The following is an 18864-nucleotide window of genomic DNA, read 5'->3' as shown; positions in this document are numbered from 1 at the left end:
GCGGCAGCCAGGTGTCGAGCGGAGTCTACTTCTACCGCCTGAGATCCGACGATATAGACAAGACGAAAAAGATGATACTGCTTCGATGATTCGATCCGCAAGCGTGAGCGGCTGAGGTATCCGCCAGCCGCTCACGCGGGGATCATCTCGTTCCCGTTATCGAATATTCGAAACTGCACGGATCAGGATTGGGACATTCCTCGTCTTTTCTGTACGAAGCTCCATATGTACCGGTAAAATTATCCAGATCGCTGAATGTGATATTGAATGTGACGGTGTAGTACGAATAACAGTCGGGAGGTATCACCGGGACAGTAGTCTCATCTGAAACGCCCGATCCGCTTGTCGTCAGGGAATCCCAGTCTCCAGCTACCGTACCGAATGTGATCAATGAATCCCCGATGATGGTGATATTGACCGTATTCCCTGGCGGCGCGGGTATGGCGCAGGTATTTGAAAGGAGTTCAAAATCAAGGGTGAAGGTCCCCGTATAGGGGGAGATATCTTCTTCATCACCGTCCTTGGGTTTCGAAGGGTTGTCGTCGAAACACGCCGCAAGGGAAAGAGACAGCACTAATGACACGATAAGTAAATATTTCATGCTTCGCTCCTTTTTGACCGTGCCATCTAAAAGATGGCACGCACGCGTTATCCTTCAGATGATTTATTTTCCATACTTGACAGGACTTGTCCAATAAAAAAATGACACAGGTGATTTTTCCGAAAAATCCCTCATCGGACAGATCGTCAGCTGGTCCTCTGGTCATGCGTCAGAAACCAGCAGAGCAAGAATAGCAATCCAGGCGCCATTATAAGGAAAAAGTAAGGCCCCTTCGGAAATGACCTTGTACTTATGAAATCGACGATATAGAAAGCTGCAAAACTGAAAAGAGTGACGCTTCCCCCGATAGCTTCTTTCTTCCATCCCTGCACCAGTCCTGCAAGCGTTCCTATTGGAAAGAAAAAAAACATCAGCCATTCGATCCCGCTGAAAGCACGAGGGTCGAATCCTTCACCGACAAAAAATACCAGGACGAAAGCTATGCTCAAAAGGCTCCATATCCTCGCTATCCATCTGATATACTTGACCATGCGCGCCTAATCCTCCTGTTTTATCGATCCCGGAAAGGGGGCGGAAGCATTGTATCAGAAAGGAAATCAAAGGACATAATCAATAATCTCCAAGTACACGAGGGTATCTAGGGGAATTTATCTATGGAATGATTTATGCTTTTACGCTCGAGCGATAGAAGCGGAGATCTGTGGGAAAGAGAAAACAATATAAAAAGTACTGATCCCGATCGTCCGCGCACAGAACATGGATGGTTGAATATGGGAATCTATAAACGTGTAATAATAATGCTGATCGTCACGATGTCAGCAGCTTTTTTTCTTTCCGCGTCGGCGCAGTGGAGCGAAAACGGGATCCCTGTCTGCACCGAGGCGGGAGGACAGAGATCACCGGTGATCATTCCCGTCCAGTCAGGAATCATAGTGGTATGGGAAGACGGGAGAGGGAGCAATACCGATATCTATATGCAAAAGTACGATCTGGAAGGTTCGGTCGCCTGGAGCGTCGAAGGAGTGGCGGCTTGCCGGGCCACGAATGACCAGTGGACTCCAACGCTAGTATCCGACCTGGAGGGTGGAGCAATAGTCGCCTGGGCGGACTGGCGGGGCAACAATTTTGATATATACGCCCAGAGGGTCAGCGACGAAGGCGTCAGCCTCTGGCCCGCTGACGGTATCGCCGTATGTGGCTCCACAATGGACCAGACGACTCCCTGTATCGTCGAAGACGGCGCGGGGGGATCGATCATCTGCTGGGTGGATTTTCGGTATAATAACTTCGATATCTTCGCCCAGAGGGTGGGGGCTGACGGGCAGCTGCTCTGGGAATCGAATGGTATAGTCGTTTGTTCCGACACCGGAAGGCAGGATCATATCGATGCAGCTTCGGACAGGGAAGGTGGAATCCTTGTCAGCTGGGAGGACCGCCGGAACGGCCAGCGCGATATCTTTGCGCAGAGGATCGACAAAAACGGGATCGATCTGTGGGGAAGCGATGGAGTCGCGGTGTGCGTTTCATCGGGAAATCAGTACGCGCCTGAGGTAATCTCCGATAATTCGTGCGGGGCGATCATAGCCTGGGTGGATCAGCGGTCAGGGCATTCCGATCTGTTCGTTCAGCGGGTCGATACGACGGGGAATATGCTATGGAGCGATAACGGGATAGCCGTCTGTTCAAACGGTTTTGGTCTTGATTCTCCAAATATGATCTCCGATGGCGAAGGTGGAGCGATCCTGGCCTGGGAAGACAGCCGGTACGGCGAGAATTTCATATATGCCCAGAGAATATTATCTGACGGTTCTTTTCTGTGGGAAACGAATGGCGTTGAAGTCTGTTCCGTCGCTTCAAAACAGTGGAGTCCGAAGATCGTCTCGGACGGTGAGGGGGGGGCGATCATCTCCTGGTACGACTACAGGAATGGAAATTACGACATATTCGCTCAGAGGGTCGACGCGGCAGGAAATCCGATGTGGACTGGCAACGGTGAAGTGATCTGCAGCGCGGAAAATACGCAGTGGATCCATTCAGCCGCGACGGATGGCGAAGGCGGGGCGATGATAATATGGGAAGACAGCCGCAAGGGGAGCGACGTCGATCTTTATCTGCAGAGGATAGACGCTGACGGAAGCACTCTTGTCGCGACATTGCTGCAGAGTTATTCGCTCGTCGCGAGTGGCAGGGAGATCGAGCTTTCATGGACGCTGAGCGAGATCGATGACGACGCGCGGTTCATAGTCGAACGCTCAAGCGGCGGAACCGGGATATTTACAGTCCTCTCCTCCTCAGAGGTTCTCAGGCAGGCGATGACATTCACATTCATCGATCGCGAATGCGTGCCTGGAACGGTTTACAGGTACAACATTCTTTATACTTCGGGGGATGACAGAAAAATCCTCCTGCAGACGGAAGAGATCGAACTTCCCGAAGCCCAGATCATGCTTATGCAGAACTACCCGAACCCGTTCAATCCATCGACGATGATCGGTTATTATCTTCCAGGCCAGTCTTCTGTCTCGATAATAGTCTATGATGTCCAGGGACGATTGATAAAAAAACTTGTCGATTCTCCGCAGGGGGCCGGGATGCACAAGGTAAAATGGGATGGAACCAACACCGGCGGCGGCAAGGTCAGTTCGGGAGTTTATTTCTACCGCCTCGATGGCGGCAAGGTGTCTATTACGAGAAAGATGATACTTGTCCGCTGATGGGAACCAGGGCTTCTCAGGAAGAATTCCGGGAATAGCTGGATAACCGGCCATGATACACTGAAAAGCGGATGTCCCGGCGATGTGGGGAATTATCCCCACAATATGAGTGAGTATTTCTATTTATTCCCCTGTCAATAATAATTCCGAATAGTACCCTGTGACACATTATAGCGCTGTATCAGACCTTATGTTTGCTTGTTATAACTGATTGTTTAACAGGTTGTTATGCTATTTACACCTTTCCAAATGCAATAACTGGTTGCATTCTGAGAAGTATTGATTGTCCCAGAGTGTGTCACGACAGAGATAACATGAATGGTCAGTGAGAGTTATGATTTAATCGAATATGGCACAATTTAAGCGTTTGCACTCATTACGAATAGTTTTGTCTGATGAGAAAACAGATGCGCGAAGAGGATCGAAAGATGAAAAAAAATTATGGATTTACCCTGGTAGAAATGATGGTAGCTATCTCGATCTTCGGGATCGTAATGACGGTAGCGACTCCACCCCTGATAAAGTTTCTCAGGCGACATCAATCGAAAGATGCCGCGGGAATAGTGATGGGAGCGCTGAGGAAAGCGCGCAGCAGCGCCATTCACGAAAAAAATGATTATATAGTCTTCTTCGATCTCGATCGCTCGAATGTGATCATACTCGACGATGATGGCGGGGGTAACGGCGATCCGGCGAGCGGCGGTTTCGATCCGACAGCGAGAGGCAACGGGAGGGCCGACGCGGGAGAGAAGGTCTACGGACCTTACCAGCTTCCAAGCGGCCAGGTATTCGGGATGATCGCCGGTTCTACCGATGAAGAGGGAGCTTACGTCACAAAACCGGTGACGTTCTCGGGTAGTCCGCCAAGGGTGATCTTTCATCCGAACGGCTCCTCGAATGAGGAAGGCCTGATATTCGTGATGCCCGAGCTCGAATTTCGCCAGCAGGAAAAAGGGACAGACAGAATGATGGTCGTAAGGAGATCGACCGGAAGTGTATCGGTCCAGAGACCGAATTATGATTAAAGAACGCCTGGAGGACGGTATGTTTGACAAGATTTTGCCGCGGTCGCAAAAAGGAATGACTCTCGTGGAGGTCATTGTCGCGCTGACAGTATTCGCTATAGGCGTGCTCGGTCTCAGCAGGGTGATGTTCAGGGCGATGCATGCCAACATGAATTCAAAACATACCGTGGTAGCGACCAACCTCGCACATGAGAAAATGGAAGAGGTGATCGGTTCGATCAGATACAGCGCGATCAATTCGACTAATTTTCCGAGTGAAGATTTCGAACAGGTAAACGTTGCCGATCCGGAGTACAGGATATTCAAAAGGACTGTCGCTATCTCCGATTCGCTGAACGCCGTAGGAAACAGCGTTATGAAAGAAATCACGGTGAGAGTCGAATGGCGGCAGGCGGACAGGGTGCGAAACGTTGAATTAAAATCGAGCATAAGCCGGTTCAAGGATATCAACCTGTAAAGAAACGCTGGAGATGGATCATGATGAAAAAAAGAAACAGCAGATCGGGGTTCACCCTTGTCGAGATGATGATAGGATTGCTCGTGGTAGGGCTTCTTATCATAGGAGCGTACGGCGTTCTGATATCTCAGAAGAAGGCGTCTGACGCGGAAAACAGCTATATCGACGCTCAGCAGAACGGGAGAGTCGCGCTCGAGACGATGCAGAAGGATCTGAGGCTCGCGGGATTGAACATTGACGATTTTAACGGGCAGCCGGTTTTTATCGACGCTGCTCCATACCAGGTGATCTTCAATGCCGATATCTCATCGGGGATCAATGGAGTCCAGGGGATGAGTACGAGCGAGAGCGTCCCTCTCAGCGATGGCACGTCGTATACTCCGGGGATGTTGCCCGGAGAGAGTATCGGCGCCCTTTCAAGGTATAATAATAATGCCGAGACGATCAGGTATACTCTCGACCATGATGATAACGGTATCGTCGACGCGACGGACGTATATACGATTACTCAGAATCCCGACGATTACGCGATCTACAGGGAAGAGAACGGATACAAGAAGGATATGATCGCCTCCGGGATACGCGGAAGGAACAACTACCCCGACGGGACATTTCCAGAACCGGTTTTCAAATATTACGGTGATTATTCAGGTACCGGAGTGATCACTCTCTGGGGCGACAATAATGGCGACGGCCGGTTGAGCCAGGCCGAGATCGCCTCGGTGACGCCTGTCTCCCAGAATATGCTGAGCAGGATCATCGAGGTCCAGGTCACTATTGAAGCGGAGTCGGCGACCATGCAGGCCGGGTATTCAGGGCGCCACAGCGCTCCGAGCGCTCCGCGCAACTATCGCTCCGTGACGATGACGAGCAAGATCCGTCCAAGGAATGTCGGAACGGGAAGCGCCAACCTTCACGCGTGCGGTAATCCCCCCGGAGCGCCATCGAGTCTTACCGCCGTCGATACTCCAAAAGATGCCGGTGAAAGCATAACCCTTGGATTTGACGCTTCGTTCGACGAATCGGGCGGTGAAGAGGACCTTACCAGCTATAACGTCTACCGCAGGATAGAGGGGATGTCGGAATGGGAATGTATCGGGATGAGCGTGCCAAAGGGTATCTCTTCCTATGTCTATGTAGATGACGCGTCCTCCCCCGCCGGAGGGCCGCAGATCGGTACGTCGTACTATTATTACGTCACCGCGTGGGACTGCCGGCCGCAGGAATCTGTGATGTCGAATATAGCCGGGCCAGTCCAGGCTGTTCCGAATGGACCGGACCCGCCAGTCATTACCGACGCTTTTGATACTCCCTGCGACAACGTTGATGAGGTAACGGTGGTCGTCAAAAGGTCGATCGATGATCTCGGCGGAGCGAGTACTCTTGTCGACCGGTATGAGGTCTATCGCAGCAACGAAGGTGGTGGAGGGATCCTGTCAAAGACTCTCGTCGGAATAATCAATGCCGACGGATCTGAATACTATAATTTCCTCGACAGCCAGGCAGGCAACCTTGCCGGACAGCCTCCCGAGGCGAACAACTACTACTATTATGTCGCAAGGGCGCTCAGCGGCGCGCCTGACACGATCCCGTCAGTGAATTCGAATGAATATGGAGGAGTCTTTTACTCGGGCGCCGGCGATGTCTCGGCGTGCCAGCTGACAAATGTCTTCGATTATCCTGATGACGAGGGAGAATCACTTGTCCTTACATGGGCTGAATCTCCATCTGAAGCGTGCGTTCCCGCTGTCGTCTCGGGATATATAGTGGAACGTAAGTCGATATTTGAACCTGCTTGGACTCCCGTTTTTGCCTGCCTGCCGGACGAGGGGACAAGCTTCAGCCATATCGACGTTGATCTGACGAGAGGCGCCGAATATACATATCGCGTGATAACGCGCTCTTTCGAGGGATCGGAAGTGCCGTCCAACGAGATGACCGGTGTGCCATTGAGAAATACGGAACTCGATCCTCCGGAGAATCTCGCTGCCAACGATATCCTTTGCGACGCGACCGGTTCGGTGAACGTCACCTTCGAGAACGCCCCGCAGGACATAGCCCCGGCAGGGTCTGTCGACTACTACCGTATATACCGGAAGGTCGAATTTGGAGGATACTTCCAGATCGCAGAAGTAGAGGCGACCGGTTCTGATACGTATCTCTTTGTCGATGGACCTTCAACGAATCCATCAGATCCTCCCGTTATCGGAGAGTTCTATTATTATCAGGCTACAGCCTACGACTCTGATAACAGCAGGGAATCTTCTCCGTCCAATGAAGGGTACACGATGTCGGATGGAGAGCCGGGAGCTCCGAGGATAACTTCAGCTTATGATACGCCGGTCGACGCGGGCGGTAGTATCACTGTCGTCTTCGACAGGTCTGCCGATGACGGACATTGCACCGACAATGTCATCGTTTACAGGATATACAGGGAGGAGAGCGCTATCGGCGCTTTCGATCACATCGTCGGTGAGATAACAGCTGTGGGATCTGTCAGCTACACTTTCACAGATGACGAACTCTTCGGCCTCGATCCTCCGCTGGACGGAGTCGCCTATTATTATTCAGTGAGGGCGGTGGAGACGAGCGGAGAGGAATCGGTCAACTCCAACGTATTCGGTCCCGTATTCTCGATCTGTCAGGAAGCTTCGTCGTATATCGTCTTCGAGGACGATTTTGAGGGCGACAAGGGGTGGACTCACAACATGCTGAGGACGCAGGACGACTGGCAGAGAGGGACTCCCGCCGGAAAAGGCGGAGAAAATAACGGTAACGATGATCCTGCCTCTGCCCATTCGGGAAATTACTGCTACGGAAACGATCTCGGTGAAGACGGGTGGAATGGCCAGTATAAGAATAATACCGATAACGAACTCATAACTCCTTCGGGAGCGATCGACTGTTCATCGAGCTCGAATGTCGTACTTCAGTTCTACAGGTGGCTCAATATCGAAGCACCTGCCTATGACCAGGCGAGCATATATATAAGCATCGCCGGCACAGCCGGCCCATGGACGAGGATCTGGCGGAATCCGACTGAAATAACCGATGATGAGTGGACATTCGTCGAACTCGATATTGCGGAATGGGCTGATGGAGAGGCAGATGTAGCGATCAGGTTCAGGTTGAAGACTGATGGAGGTTCGGCATATTCCGGCTGGAATATCGATGATGTCGTAGTAAGGGAAAATGCCGCGACTCCGTAAAGTTAGCCGCGGGAAAGAGAGTGGATATGAGTATATTCAGATTCAACGGCGGAAACGAAGAGGGCTCGGCTCTCGTGATCGTCATCCTTATCATGGTGGCGCTGACCGGGATAGCTTTCGGCCTCAGCTCGTTGTCAGTCAACGAGACGCAGCTCGCTTCGAACGAGATGCTTGACAAGCAGGTATTCTATCTTGCCGAAGCGGGAGTGGAAAAAAGCCTGCGGCACCTCAGTGAGTTGACAGTGCCGTTTACCGGTTCCGGGACGAACAAGGACCAGCCTGTCGAACTCTATGACAAAGCCGATCTCTATGGCAAGGGGACTGTGACGGTCTATCTCGATCCTCTCGATTCCAATACCGGGAATCCGTCGCGGTTTGTAATGGCTACGGTGCGGGCGACTCTTAACGGAACAGGTATATCGAAGGTTTTGCAGGTACAGGTGGGACAGCAGAATTTTTCCAGGTACGCCTATTTCTCTGATATGGAAAAATCTCCGAGCGGATCGACTATATGGTTTTACGAGAATGATGAATTTCATGGCCCGGTCCATACGAATGACCAGATGCATATATACGGAAACCCCGATTTTTACGGTGAAGCGTCAAGCGCGGCAGCCGATATTGATTATTATCATGGCGGTCCTCCCCAGGACGACCCGCAGTTTCACAAGGGGTTGACTCTCAATGCCTCACGCATAGACCTTCCGACCGATACGAGCATGCTTTTAAACGCCGCTACAGCGAGCGGAGGGCTTGCGCTGACCGGGAATCCGGTCGCGATTGAATTTATGGTCGATGGAGGGGGCAATCCGTATCTCAGGGTGAAGATCGGTGGCACGACCAACGACATGAGCTATCCCGCCAATGGCGTCATCTATGTCTCCGGAAGGGCAGAGGTCAAGGGAAGGATCAAGGGACAGGTCACTGTCGGGTGCAGCGGGGATATCTTCATAACCGACAATCTTGTCTATGATACCGATCCGAGGACCGATCCGACGTCGACAGACCTCTGCGGGCTTGTCGCGGAAGGAAACGTGACGATGGCTGACAATACGGCGAACCGCGACTCTGCTGACGAGACCGTCATGGCGGCTATAATGGCTCTCGATACGTCGTGGGGAGTCGAGAACTACAGTTCAGGAAGCCCGCGGGGCGACCTGGTCGTCTATGGCGGGATCATACAGAAGCAGAGAGGTGCTGTCGGAACATTCGGGTCTTACGGTATAAGCACCGGGTATAACAAAGACTACAACTATGACAGCAGGTTGATGGATACGCCTCCTCCCGCTTTTCCGACTACGGGGCAGGTGGAAAAAATCGCGTGGAACGAGATCGATCCCTCTACCGATCTGTCGCGTAACTTCTGGTAGAGGCATAGCGGCGCGGAAAAGCCTGCTGGGATTTTTTCCATTTGTTCTCAGCGTGATTGAATTCAGTGGCATATCTCTATATACTTCAATGATGCCGGACCAGCTGTGAAAACACAGATGGTCCGGCAGGGCTGTTCTGTATTCAGAACTGACGCGACCTGAACGATGAAGGCGGATCGATCCCGGGATGATCATAGTAGACGGCATATCAAAAAGCTATGGCACGCAGGAACTCTTTCGAGAAACGGGTTTCAAGCTGAACACGCGCGAGAGGCTCGGGCTGGTGGGAAGGAACGGGGAAGGAAAGACCACCCTTTTCAGGCTGATCAGCGGGGAGGAAGAGGCCGATTCCGGGACTATCACGATTCCAAAGGGATATACTATCGGTTATGTCCACCAGGAGACGGAATTCACTGAAAGTTCAGTTCTTCGCGAAGGGTGCAGAGGTCTGAGCGAGCGGGAAAAAGACCATTTCTGGAAGGTGGAGAAGGTCCTGGCGGGTCTCGGCTTCAGCGAAGAAGATATGAAGAAAGAGCCAGGCGAACTCTCCGGAGGGTTCCAGGTAAGGCTTAATCTAGCGAAGGTCCTTGTCAGGGACGTCGACCTTCTCCTGCTCGATGAACCGAACAACTACCTCGACATAACTTCGATAAGATGGCTGACCCGGTTCCTTGGAAGCTGGCACGGAGAGCTTATTCTTATCACTCACGACCGGTCTTTCATGGATAATGTCGTGACGCACACGATGGGGATATACCGCAAGACTCTGAGAAAGATAAAGGGGAATACTGAAAAACTCTATTCGCAGTTCGCGATGGAGGAAGAGGTCTACGAAAAGACGCGTATCAACGATGAAAAAAAGAGGAAAAAAACCGAGGAATTCATCAGGAGATTCAGGGCAAAAGCGCGGCTTGCCAATATGGTCCAATCAAGGATAAAGACTCTGGCAAAACAGGAGAAACTCGAGAAACTCGAAAAAGCGAGGGATCTCGATTTTTCTTTCATGTCCAGACTGTTCAACGGAAAACCGGTTTTGAATGTCGACCGGATATCTTTCGGTTTCGATCCGGCGAAGCCCCTCTTTTCCGACCTGTCTTTCTCGGTCGGGCCTTACGACAGGATATGCGTTATAGGGCAAAACGGAAAAGGAAAAAGCACGATGCTCAGGACGCTTGCCGGGGACCTTCAGGTCGATTCCGGGGAGATAAACTTCAATCCAACGGTGGAATACACCTTCTACGAACAGGCAAATACATCTAGTCTCGATGATCAAAGGACTGTCCTTGACGAGATAATGATCTCGAATCCCGAGACGGGTCAACAGAAGGCCAGGGATATCAGCGCGATGATGATGTTCGAAGGGGATGGAGCACTGAAAAAGATCAGGGTCCTCAGCGGAGGAGAGAAAAGCAGGGTGATGCTCGGCAAGATAATAGCGACTCCGGTCAATCTGCTTATTCTCGATGAACCTACCAACCATCTGGACATGGAATCATGCGACGCGCTGCTCGAGGCGCTGATAGATTTCAAGGGCGCGGTAATTATGGTGACGCATAACGAGATGTTTCTGCATGGTCTCGCCGAAAGGCTCATCGTATTCCAGGGATCATGCGCCGGTCTATTCGAGGGTTCGTATGAGCGTTTCCTTGAAACAAGAGGGTGGGAGGAAGAACGGGTGCCGCCCTTGCCGGAAGGGGAAGAAAAAAAACAGAGGACATCCGAATCGAGGAAAGAGATCAGGCAGAAGAGGCAGGAGATAAACAGGGAAAAGAACAGGATATTAAAGCCGCTGGAAAGGCTCTTCGATGAGCTGGAAAAGAGGATCATAGAGGCTGAAGCGCGGATGGAAGATTATCATTCCGAGATCGCCAGCGCTTCGCGCGAGGGGGAAGCTGAAGCAATTGCCGCGATCTCAAGAAATATTCACAGGTGCAGGACCGAGATCGATGAATCGTTCGACAGGCTTGAATCTGTCAGCGTCGAGCTGGAAAAGCAGAGGGAATTTTTCAGGCGGTCGCTGGAAAAGCTTGACGACCAGGCGCGGTAACAGTGAGAGGAAAGAAACACCATAACGTCTATGTCATCGAACTGAGCGATGAAATACTCAGGGATGAGAAGTTCAGTAATGAAAACCCCGGGCATAAAGAGGGGATGAAGTGCCTCTATGTAGGCATGACCGGACTCGATCCCGAAAAAAGATTTGAGAACCACCTTGCCGGTTACAAATCGAACCGGTATGTGCGCCGGTTCGGAATAAGACTTTGCCCGCTCCTCTACGAAGAATATAATCCTCTGTCATATCGCGACGCCTGCGAAATGGAGATCGAGCTGGCCCGGATACTCCGGCGCAAGGGATACGGCGTCTGGCAGAAGTGATATGGTCAGGCAAACCTTTCTTGAGGTCAGTGATCAAGAGGATTGAATTATTTCCGCAAATATGATACTATTTCTCAAGTGATATCAATTATCATTTATATATTACCGTCATGCCGGATGTTTCCGCGTAATTGCAATAAAAGGATGATCCGACTGGAGATGATTCAAGTGAAAAAGCTATGTTTCTCCGATTCACTTTTCGCGGCAAGGATTGGACTTGCCCTTGTGATATTATTCATCGTGGTCTCGATGGTCACTCCAGGATCGGAACTTCAAGCCCGAAATCCGATCAGAAAGACCTTCTTTTCGACCTATCCCGCGGCGGAAGGAACGGCGCTCGACAATCTGCCCAGTAACAGCGGACATTGCGGGGTCTGCCACTTTGATTTCGGGGGGGGAGGGCAGAGGAATCCGTATGGACTGGCTGTCGAGATCGGTCTTAATAACGGTTTGAGCAATGAGGAGGCAATTCTTGCCGCCCATAATCTTGATTCGGATTCCGACGGGTACAAAAACTATATAGAAGCTGGCGATATAGTCAATTTTTCAAATACACCGACATTCCCGGGTCTGTACGAAGGAAACAGGAACAACGTACTGAATGTGGATATCGCCGATATCATACCCTATCTGACCCCGTCGGGAGCTACCGATACGATATCTCCGTCGGTAGACTTGATTGATCCGGATGGTGCCGAGGTGATGCAGGCAGGATCATATTATTCGGTTAATTTTACCGCCGATGACCCAAGTGGAATATCGCATATCAATATCTATCATTCCGACGACGGTGGTACGACTTTCGTTCCTGTCGGAAGCAATGAACCCACGGGAACAGGGTTCTCCTGGTTTGTGCCGAACTATCCGGGGATATCGAACAGGATAAAGGTCGAAGCCTTTGACAACGCGGGAAATCGGGGTTCGGATTTCAGCCTTGGAGATTTTTCCATAACCGCGACTCCGGCAGGGTATGTCCCATCGACCCTCAGGGATATGGAGATGCCCGGCACGCAGCCTCACGAGGGAGCTATACTGGAAGATCCCGATATCTCATGCGCCACATGCCATGGCAATTACGATCCGGAAGCTGAACCGTGGTACAACTGGAGGGGAAGCATGATGGGCCAGGCTGCCCGTGATCCCCTCTTCCTCGCCTGCATGACGGTTGCTGAACAGGACGCGCCTTCGGTCGGCGACCTTTGTATCAGGTGTCATTTCCCCGGAGGCTGGCAGGAGGGCAGATCGGTCGATACAAGCGGCGAGATGTTGACTGTCAGGGACAGGCATGGAGTCCATTGCGATTTCTGCCACCGGATAGTCGACTTCGATTATAAAGAGGGTGTCAGTCCTCAGGCGGATGTCGGAGTCCTCGCGACTGTCGACCCGCTACCTCTGCAATACGGTAATGGCCAGTTCATCAATGATCCCGGTCCGGTCAAGAGAGGTCCATATTCAGATGCCGAGGCGAGTCATGATTTCGTCGAGTCGCCGATACACAGATCCGGGGACCTGTGCGGTACATGCCATGATGTAAGCAGCCCCGTTTTCACTCAAACCTCGTCAGATGATTATACGCCATCCGGATTCGATGAAAAACACCCGGATATGTCGATCAGGAATATGATGCCGATCGAGAGGACCTACAGTGAATGGAAAATGAGTGAATATGCTTCATCCGGAGTCTTTGCTCCCCAGTTCGCCGGCAATAAACCTGATGGGATAGTCTCTTCATGCCAGGATTGCCATATGAGGGATGTCTACGCGAAAGGGGCTAACCAGACCGGCGTCAACGACAGGGCAGACCTGGCGCTTCATGATCTCACGGGAGGGAACACTTTTATTCCGAAGATGATTTCTGATTATTTCCCCGACGAGGTAGACGCAGCCCAGCTCAATGACGCGGTGACCAGAGCGCGATCGATGCTTGAAAAAGCCGCGACTCTTGAAGTAATCCCGGAAGATTTCGGTATTTCGGTTAAGGTGACGAATGAGACCGCTCACAAGTTACCTTCGGGATATCCCGAGGGAAGAAGGATCTGGATCAATATCAAGGCGCTCGACGTGACTGGTCAGACCATTTATGAATCAGGCAGATACGACTATGCTGAAGCTCTTTTGATTGAAGATCCCAGGATCAAGATCTATGAGATACATCCAGGGCTCAGTCCATCACTCGCTTCTGCTCTTGGCCTTCCGGAAGGGAAATCGTTCCATTTTGTCCTTAATGACACCATCTACAGCGATAACAGGATCCCTCCGAGGGGTTTCACGAATACCGCGTTCGAGGAAATACAATCTCCGGCGGTAGCCTGTCAATATGAGGACGGGCAGTACTGGGATATTACTCCCTACAACCTGCCTCTCGAGAGCGATTCGGTCATAGTGACTCTTTTCTACCAGACAACCACAAGGGAATACGTCGAGTTTCTTCGTGACGAGAATGTGACGAACAGCACGGGCCAGGATCTCTATAATTCATGGGTCGAGCATGGCAAATCGGCTCCCGAAAAGATGGCTTCGATAAGAGCTTCCGTCAACGTCACCCTTACCGGTGACGATGATAATCCGCCTCTGGTCTTCGGAATGGATCAGAACTATCCGAATCCTTTCAATCCGGCCACCGTAATTGGATATTCAGTCGCTGAACAGACCCACGTGACAATCGCGGTCTTTGACGTGAAGGGGCAAAGGGTCCGGACGCTTGTGGACAGCGAGCACGAACCATCCAGATACACGGCAAAATGGGATGGGAAGAATGAAAGCGGGAGCGATGTCTCATCAGGGATATATTTCATAAAGTACAGGGCGGGAGATCATCTATTCACTCGAAAAGCTGTTCTCTTGAGGTAGAACATTTTCCGGCAGCATCAAATATTATCGATAAGATCGGGAAGCAGTCTCTGTCCTGTATCGTCCGATTGACCCGCAGCCTGATAATATGGTAGAATGGTAGATGAATCGACCCTGGATACAATTCGAATAAAGATGGTTCCGGAGGATTTTCATGATCAGGCGCGGCGTGTTATTTATCAATCTCGTCATTTCGGTCTCGATCATACTGATCGCCGGGTGTGAGAATGGTACCGGCCTGGTCGATACCGTAGAAATACCGGTCACGGAAGATCTTCCTGGTTCCGTCCTTATCGATACGGTGAGTATATTCAGCGGCAACGGAGTATGCGGCGGGATCGATTCTCTTGTCTCAGTCAGAGCGGCATGCGGGCAGGCCTTTATCAGCGCTCTTATCGGAGGAGGCAGCGATTCGGTGAGCTGTTCCTGTGAGAAGGCTGGAGATCCAGATTCTCCCTCCCTTGCGATAACGACGCATTCCCGTGAAGACAGTACCGCTGAATTTTTGACATATTTCGAGCTCCCCGCAGGATTTACAGATGTCCATCTGATACTCTCAGTCATTGCCGATGACGCGGCCCAGATCTTCCTGAACGGCATCTTTATCGATCAGATCGATCTTTACTCCCCGTCTGAGCCGGGTGTGAGGGAGATATGGGAATTTGATATCGACGACGAAGATCTCTTTGCCGAAGGTATCAATACTCTTCTTTTCAAGGTGATGAATACCGGAACCGGCTATTACGGTGTCCCTGCCGCGCGGGCCGATTCCTCAGATTGCATGTACCTAGAGTTCTGGGGAGTCTATACCAGTCATGTCGAGGACAGTTGCCATGTTGTAATTGATATCAAGCCTGGCAGCGACAGAAATCCGGTAAATTGCAAAAAGATGAATGGGGTGATCCCGGTCGCGATACTTTCAACCGGGTGTTTTGACGCCACCGAGGTCAATCATACGACAGTGAAATTCGGCCCTCTCGGAGCTAGTGAAGAACATTTCAACAAGTACGGGATGAAACGCCATGAGGAAGATGTCGATCTTGACGGAGACATCGATCTCGTTTTTCATTTCCGGGGATACAAGACAGGCATAGCGTACGGAGACACGATCGCGACCCTTTCCGGATGGACATACGGCGGAGTTTATTTTGAAGCCTCCGACAGGATCATAACGGTGCCGTGGCATCTCGATGGCGGTGATTCTACGTGGTGCGATAAATAGATGACGATTCTGACAGTTGAGTATAAAGCGGGCAGATGTTATTATGCATCTGCCCTTTTTTTCTTGGATCGTAAGGAGCGCACTTTTGTAGGGTGTCATATCGAAAGGACGAATGAGAATGAGATCGAGAAAGTCATTTTTGGCTGTTTGTATGCTCCTTATTCTTGCGGCGGCGATATCACAGTCCGTAGCAGGAGAAGACAGAGCGCGGGCTGAAAATACAGGCAGGTTTTCCGAAGATGACAGGCCGATTGTCGCCGGCGTCTATTGCGGGCAGGGCGCAAGCGAACTCTGCGTGATCGAGACGGTTGAGGCTTTGCGGATCGATCCGGGTATAAAGGTCTTAACGGTAGACCCTAAGGAGATCGTTTCGGGGATCCTCGACGGCATCGATGTCATAGTATTCCCGGGGGGGAGCGGAAGCAGGCAGAGTAACAGCATAGGCCCGCTCTCGCATGACCGGATCAGGGAATTTGTGATCAGCCGGGGAAAGGGAGCGGTGGGCATCTGCGCGGGGGGATATCTTCTTTCAGATTCAAAAGGATATCCGTCTCTTTCGCTGATCGGAGCCGATACTGTCGACAGGGAGCATGACAAGCGCGGAAGCGCCCTGGTAAGGGTGTCGTTTACGGGGGAGGGGCTCTCTGTATTTCCAGAGATGTGCGGTTCCCGGTCAGGATTTATCCAGTATCATGACGGTCCCCTTTTCGTCGTATCGCCCGAAAGCGATGCGGGAAAGTTCACCACCCTGGCGGTAAACGAAAGCGATGTGCATCATACCGGAGGCGCGCCTTCAGGTATTACCGCGGGAAAAGCGTTTCTCATCTGCGCTGAATCGGGGAAGGGAAGAGTCTTTGCCTGCGCCGGACATCCCGAATCGACACCCGGGATGAGATGGATCGTCCCGAGGATGGCAAGGTGGGCTGCCCGCCGCGAGCTTATTCCCTATTCTCCCGATGTGGTCAGGGTGTCTCTGAATGATCGCGAGATCATGCACGACGATGAAGTGGAGATGGAGCTTTTCTGGAAGCTGTTCGCCGGATCTCCCCGAGCAAGGATCGACGCTCTCGGAAGTCTCGTCGAAAAACGGTATCGCAACGGCATAAGATGGGCTGTCGGGATGCTTAGAGACAGGTCACCGGAGGTAAGAGCCCTCGCGGCTAAGACCCTTGCTGAAGAGGAATATACCGCGGCGACAGGGGATATCAGGCTGGCTATCGATTCAGAGAACGATCTCACCACAAGAAAGGAGCTTGAATCGGCCCTGGAACGTCTTGAAAAGATGGTCGATCACTGATCGGCCCTGAAGAGGAATTCTCATTGGGCTGTCCGCCCTTTTCATTTTCCAGCTTCGCGGATTCGCTTTTTTGATCACGGATTATTATAGTATGGTATGAGTGAGTAGAGGTGACGGTATATTCAACTTCCCGGGAGGTAACGGCAACATGAAGAAGGTCTTTTTATTCCTGATCACCATAATCGTTCTGGTGCCGGCGGCAGGCACCCCTTCATATTCCTGTACTAATTTTCTTATAACTGCCGGGGCGTCTACAGACGGCTCAACAATGATTTCGTACGCCGCCGACGCTCATGTCCTGTACGGCGAATTATATTACTGGCCCGCCCGCGATCATATTCCAGGGACGATGATGAATATATACGAGTGGGATACCGGGAAATTCCTCGGACAGATCCCCCAGGTCGAACACACCTATTCGGTGGTCGGATTCATGAACGAGCACCAGGTCTCTATAGGGGAGACGACATGGGGCGGAAGGTCGGAGCTTCGTGACAGCACAGCGGTAATAGATTACGGAAGCCTGATGTTTCTCGCTCTCCAGCGGGCAAGTACAGCCCGTGAGGCTATAGAAGTCATGACGAGCCTTGTCGCGAAATACGGCTATGCCAGCTCGGGCGAGTCTTTTTCGATATGCGATCCCAAAGAGGTCTGGTTCATGGACCTTATCGGCAAGGTGGCCGGTAACAGTGGAGCGGTCTGGGTCGCCAGAAAAGTCCCTGATGGATATATATCGGCGCATGCCAACCAGGCGAGGATCAGGCAGTTTCCACTGAAAGACAAAAAGAACTGCCTTTACGCCCCCGATGTGATCGACTTTGCCCGGGAAATGGGTTATTACGAAGGGTCCGACAAGGATTTCAGCTTCACCGACGCCTACGCGCCTCTCGATTACGGCGCGCTGCGATTCTGCGAAGCGCGGGTTTACGCGATGTTCAACCGCGCCGCGCCATCGATGAACCTTTCGATCGACTATGTCAAGGGAGTGGCCGGAGCCGAACCTATGCCTCTCTGGATAAAACCTGACAGGAAGATATCGGTCCACGATATGATGGAATTCATGCGCGATCATTTTGAAGGGACAGAATTTGACATGACGAAAGATGTCGGCGGCGGGCCATACTCGTGTCCGTACAGGTGGAGGCCTCTTACCTGGAAAGTGGACGATGTCGAATATCTCAACGAAAGGGCGACATCGACCCAGCAGACGGGATTCTCATTCATAACACAGGCCAGATCCTGGATGCCGGGACCGGTTGGCGGAGTGATCTGGTTCGGAGTCGATGACACCTACAGCACAGTCTATAATCCGATCTATTGCGGAATAAACAGGATCCCCCGATCGTACGCCGTTGGAACAGCTGATTTTAACAATTTTTCGTGGGATTCAGCGTTCTGGGTGTTCAACTGGGTCTCGAATTACGCCTACTCGCGCTACAGCGAGATCATCCCCGATATACAGGTCGTCCAGAGGGACCTGGAAGGGAAGTATCTGGCAGACCAGAAAAGGATAGACGAATCTGCTCTCACCCTCTACGAGCAGTCTCCAGGACTGGCGATAGATTATCTCACCGATTATTCATGTTCAGCAGCCGATGGCACCGTAAAGCGCTGGCGCAAACTCGGTGAGGAACTTCTTGTAAAATATATGGACGGAAACCTCAAGGACGAGCTGGGAAATGTCAGCCATCCGGGGTATCCCGAATCGTGGTACAGGAAGGTCGTCGATGAAACGGGAGACCACCTGAGGTATCTTGAACTTGAAAAGGGCGAATGATCCGG

At 51.6% G+C, this 18864-nt stretch carries 13 protein-coding genes; 11 read left to right on the top strand and 2 right to left on the bottom strand.

Annotation, left to right across the window (positions count from 1 at the left end; all coding sequences use genetic code 11):
* Positions 1–142 precede the first annotated feature (142 nt).
* Together JW814_00805 and JW814_00800 are read right to left on the bottom strand one after the other, a co-directional pair.
* The gene (locus tag JW814_00805) at positions 143–601 is read right to left on the bottom strand and encodes a hypothetical protein (protein MBN2069966.1); all 459 of its coding nucleotides are present in this window, start codon (positions 599–601) and stop codon (positions 143–145) included.
* 146 nt (positions 602–747) lie between these two features.
* Entirely contained in the window at positions 748–1092 is a 345-nt protein-coding gene (locus tag JW814_00800) for a hypothetical protein (protein MBN2069965.1), read from the bottom strand.
* 135 nt (positions 1093–1227) lie between these two features.
* Between JW814_00800 and JW814_00795 the strand changes: the two genes are divergently transcribed.
* From JW814_00795 to JW814_00745, 11 genes are all read left to right on the top strand, one after another.
* Positions 1228–3276 (top strand): T9SS type A sorting domain-containing protein, encoded by a 2049-nt coding sequence (locus JW814_00795; GenBank protein MBN2069964.1) that lies wholly within the window; start codon positions 1228–1230, stop codon positions 3274–3276.
* Positions 3277–3704: 428 nt separating this feature from the next.
* Complete coding sequence (locus JW814_00790) at positions 3705–4301, top strand: type II secretion system protein (GenBank protein ID MBN2069963.1); 597 nt, start codon at positions 3705–3707, stop codon at positions 4299–4301.
* A gap of 19 nt (positions 4302–4320) precedes the next feature.
* Positions 4321–4758: a prepilin-type N-terminal cleavage/methylation domain-containing protein gene (locus JW814_00785; GenBank protein ID MBN2069962.1), complete on the top strand. Its 438-nt coding sequence runs from the start codon at positions 4321–4323 to the stop codon at positions 4756–4758.
* A gap of 23 nt (positions 4759–4781) precedes the next feature.
* On the top strand, positions 4782–7967 hold the full coding sequence (locus JW814_00780) for a choice-of-anchor J domain-containing protein (protein ID MBN2069961.1): 3186 nt from the start codon (positions 4782–4784) through the stop codon (positions 7965–7967).
* Between the two features lie 26 nt (positions 7968–7993).
* Positions 7994–9337, top strand: a complete 1344-nt coding sequence (locus JW814_00775; GenBank protein ID MBN2069960.1) for a DUF4900 domain-containing protein — start codon at positions 7994–7996, stop codon at positions 9335–9337.
* A 187-nt stretch (positions 9338–9524) separates the two neighbouring features.
* Positions 9525–11384: an ATP-binding cassette domain-containing protein gene (locus JW814_00770; protein ID MBN2069959.1), complete on the top strand. Its 1860-nt coding sequence runs from the start codon at positions 9525–9527 to the stop codon at positions 11382–11384.
* A gap of 2 nt (positions 11385–11386) precedes the next feature.
* Positions 11387–11713, top strand: coding sequence for a hypothetical protein (locus JW814_00765; protein ID MBN2069958.1), 327 nt, complete (start codon positions 11387–11389; stop codon positions 11711–11713).
* A 168-nt stretch (positions 11714–11881) separates the two neighbouring features.
* Positions 11882–14563, top strand: a complete 2682-nt coding sequence (locus JW814_00760; GenBank protein ID MBN2069957.1) for a T9SS type A sorting domain-containing protein — start codon at positions 11882–11884, stop codon at positions 14561–14563.
* A gap of 154 nt (positions 14564–14717) precedes the next feature.
* The gene (locus JW814_00755) at positions 14718–15785 is read left to right on the top strand and encodes a hypothetical protein (protein ID MBN2069956.1); all 1068 of its coding nucleotides are present in this window, start codon (positions 14718–14720) and stop codon (positions 15783–15785) included.
* Positions 15786–15903: 118 nt separating this feature from the next.
* Positions 15904–17082 (top strand): biofilm PGA synthesis protein PgaB, encoded by a 1179-nt coding sequence (locus JW814_00750; protein MBN2069955.1) that lies wholly within the window; start codon positions 15904–15906, stop codon positions 17080–17082.
* A 148-nt stretch (positions 17083–17230) separates the two neighbouring features.
* On the top strand, positions 17231–18859 hold the full coding sequence (locus tag JW814_00745) for a C69 family dipeptidase (protein MBN2069954.1): 1629 nt from the start codon (positions 17231–17233) through the stop codon (positions 18857–18859).
* The last annotated feature ends 5 nt before the right edge of the window (positions 18860–18864 follow it).

Source organism: Candidatus Krumholzibacteriota bacterium (genome assembly GCA_016932415.1).
GTDB lineage: Bacteria > Krumholzibacteriota > Krumholzibacteriia > Krumholzibacteriales > Krumholzibacteriaceae > Krumholzibacterium.
The sequence above is the reverse complement of the archived record's forward strand: the minus strand, read 5'-3'. Positions and strand labels throughout refer to the sequence as shown.

Bases quoted from the DNA above. Each gene is read 5' to 3' on its own strand.
- JW814_00805 (MBN2069966.1), bottom strand. From the start codon at position 601: ATGAAATATTTACTTATCGTGTCATTAGTGCTGTCTCTTTCCCTTGCG.
- JW814_00800 (MBN2069965.1), bottom strand. From the start codon at position 1,092: ATGGTCAAGTATATCAGATGGATAGCGAGGATATGGAGCCTTTTGAGC.
- JW814_00795 (MBN2069964.1), top strand. From the start codon at position 1,228: ATGCTTTTACGCTCGAGCGATAGAAGCGGAGATCTGTGGGAAAGAGAA.
- JW814_00790 (MBN2069963.1), top strand. From the start codon at position 3,705: ATGAAAAAAAATTATGGATTTACCCTGGTAGAAATGATGGTAGCTATC.
- JW814_00785 (MBN2069962.1), top strand. From the start codon at position 4,321: ATGTTTGACAAGATTTTGCCGCGGTCGCAAAAAGGAATGACTCTCGTG.
- JW814_00780 (MBN2069961.1), top strand. From the start codon at position 4,782: ATGAAAAAAAGAAACAGCAGATCGGGGTTCACCCTTGTCGAGATGATG.
- JW814_00775 (MBN2069960.1), top strand. From the start codon at position 7,994: ATGAGTATATTCAGATTCAACGGCGGAAACGAAGAGGGCTCGGCTCTC.
- JW814_00770 (MBN2069959.1), top strand. From the start codon at position 9,525: ATGATCATAGTAGACGGCATATCAAAAAGCTATGGCACGCAGGAACTC.
- JW814_00755 (MBN2069956.1), top strand. From the start codon at position 14,718: ATGATCAGGCGCGGCGTGTTATTTATCAATCTCGTCATTTCGGTCTCG.
- JW814_00750 (MBN2069955.1), top strand. From the start codon at position 15,904: ATGAGATCGAGAAAGTCATTTTTGGCTGTTTGTATGCTCCTTATTCTT.
- JW814_00745 (MBN2069954.1), top strand. From the start codon at position 17,231: ATGAAGAAGGTCTTTTTATTCCTGATCACCATAATCGTTCTGGTGCCG.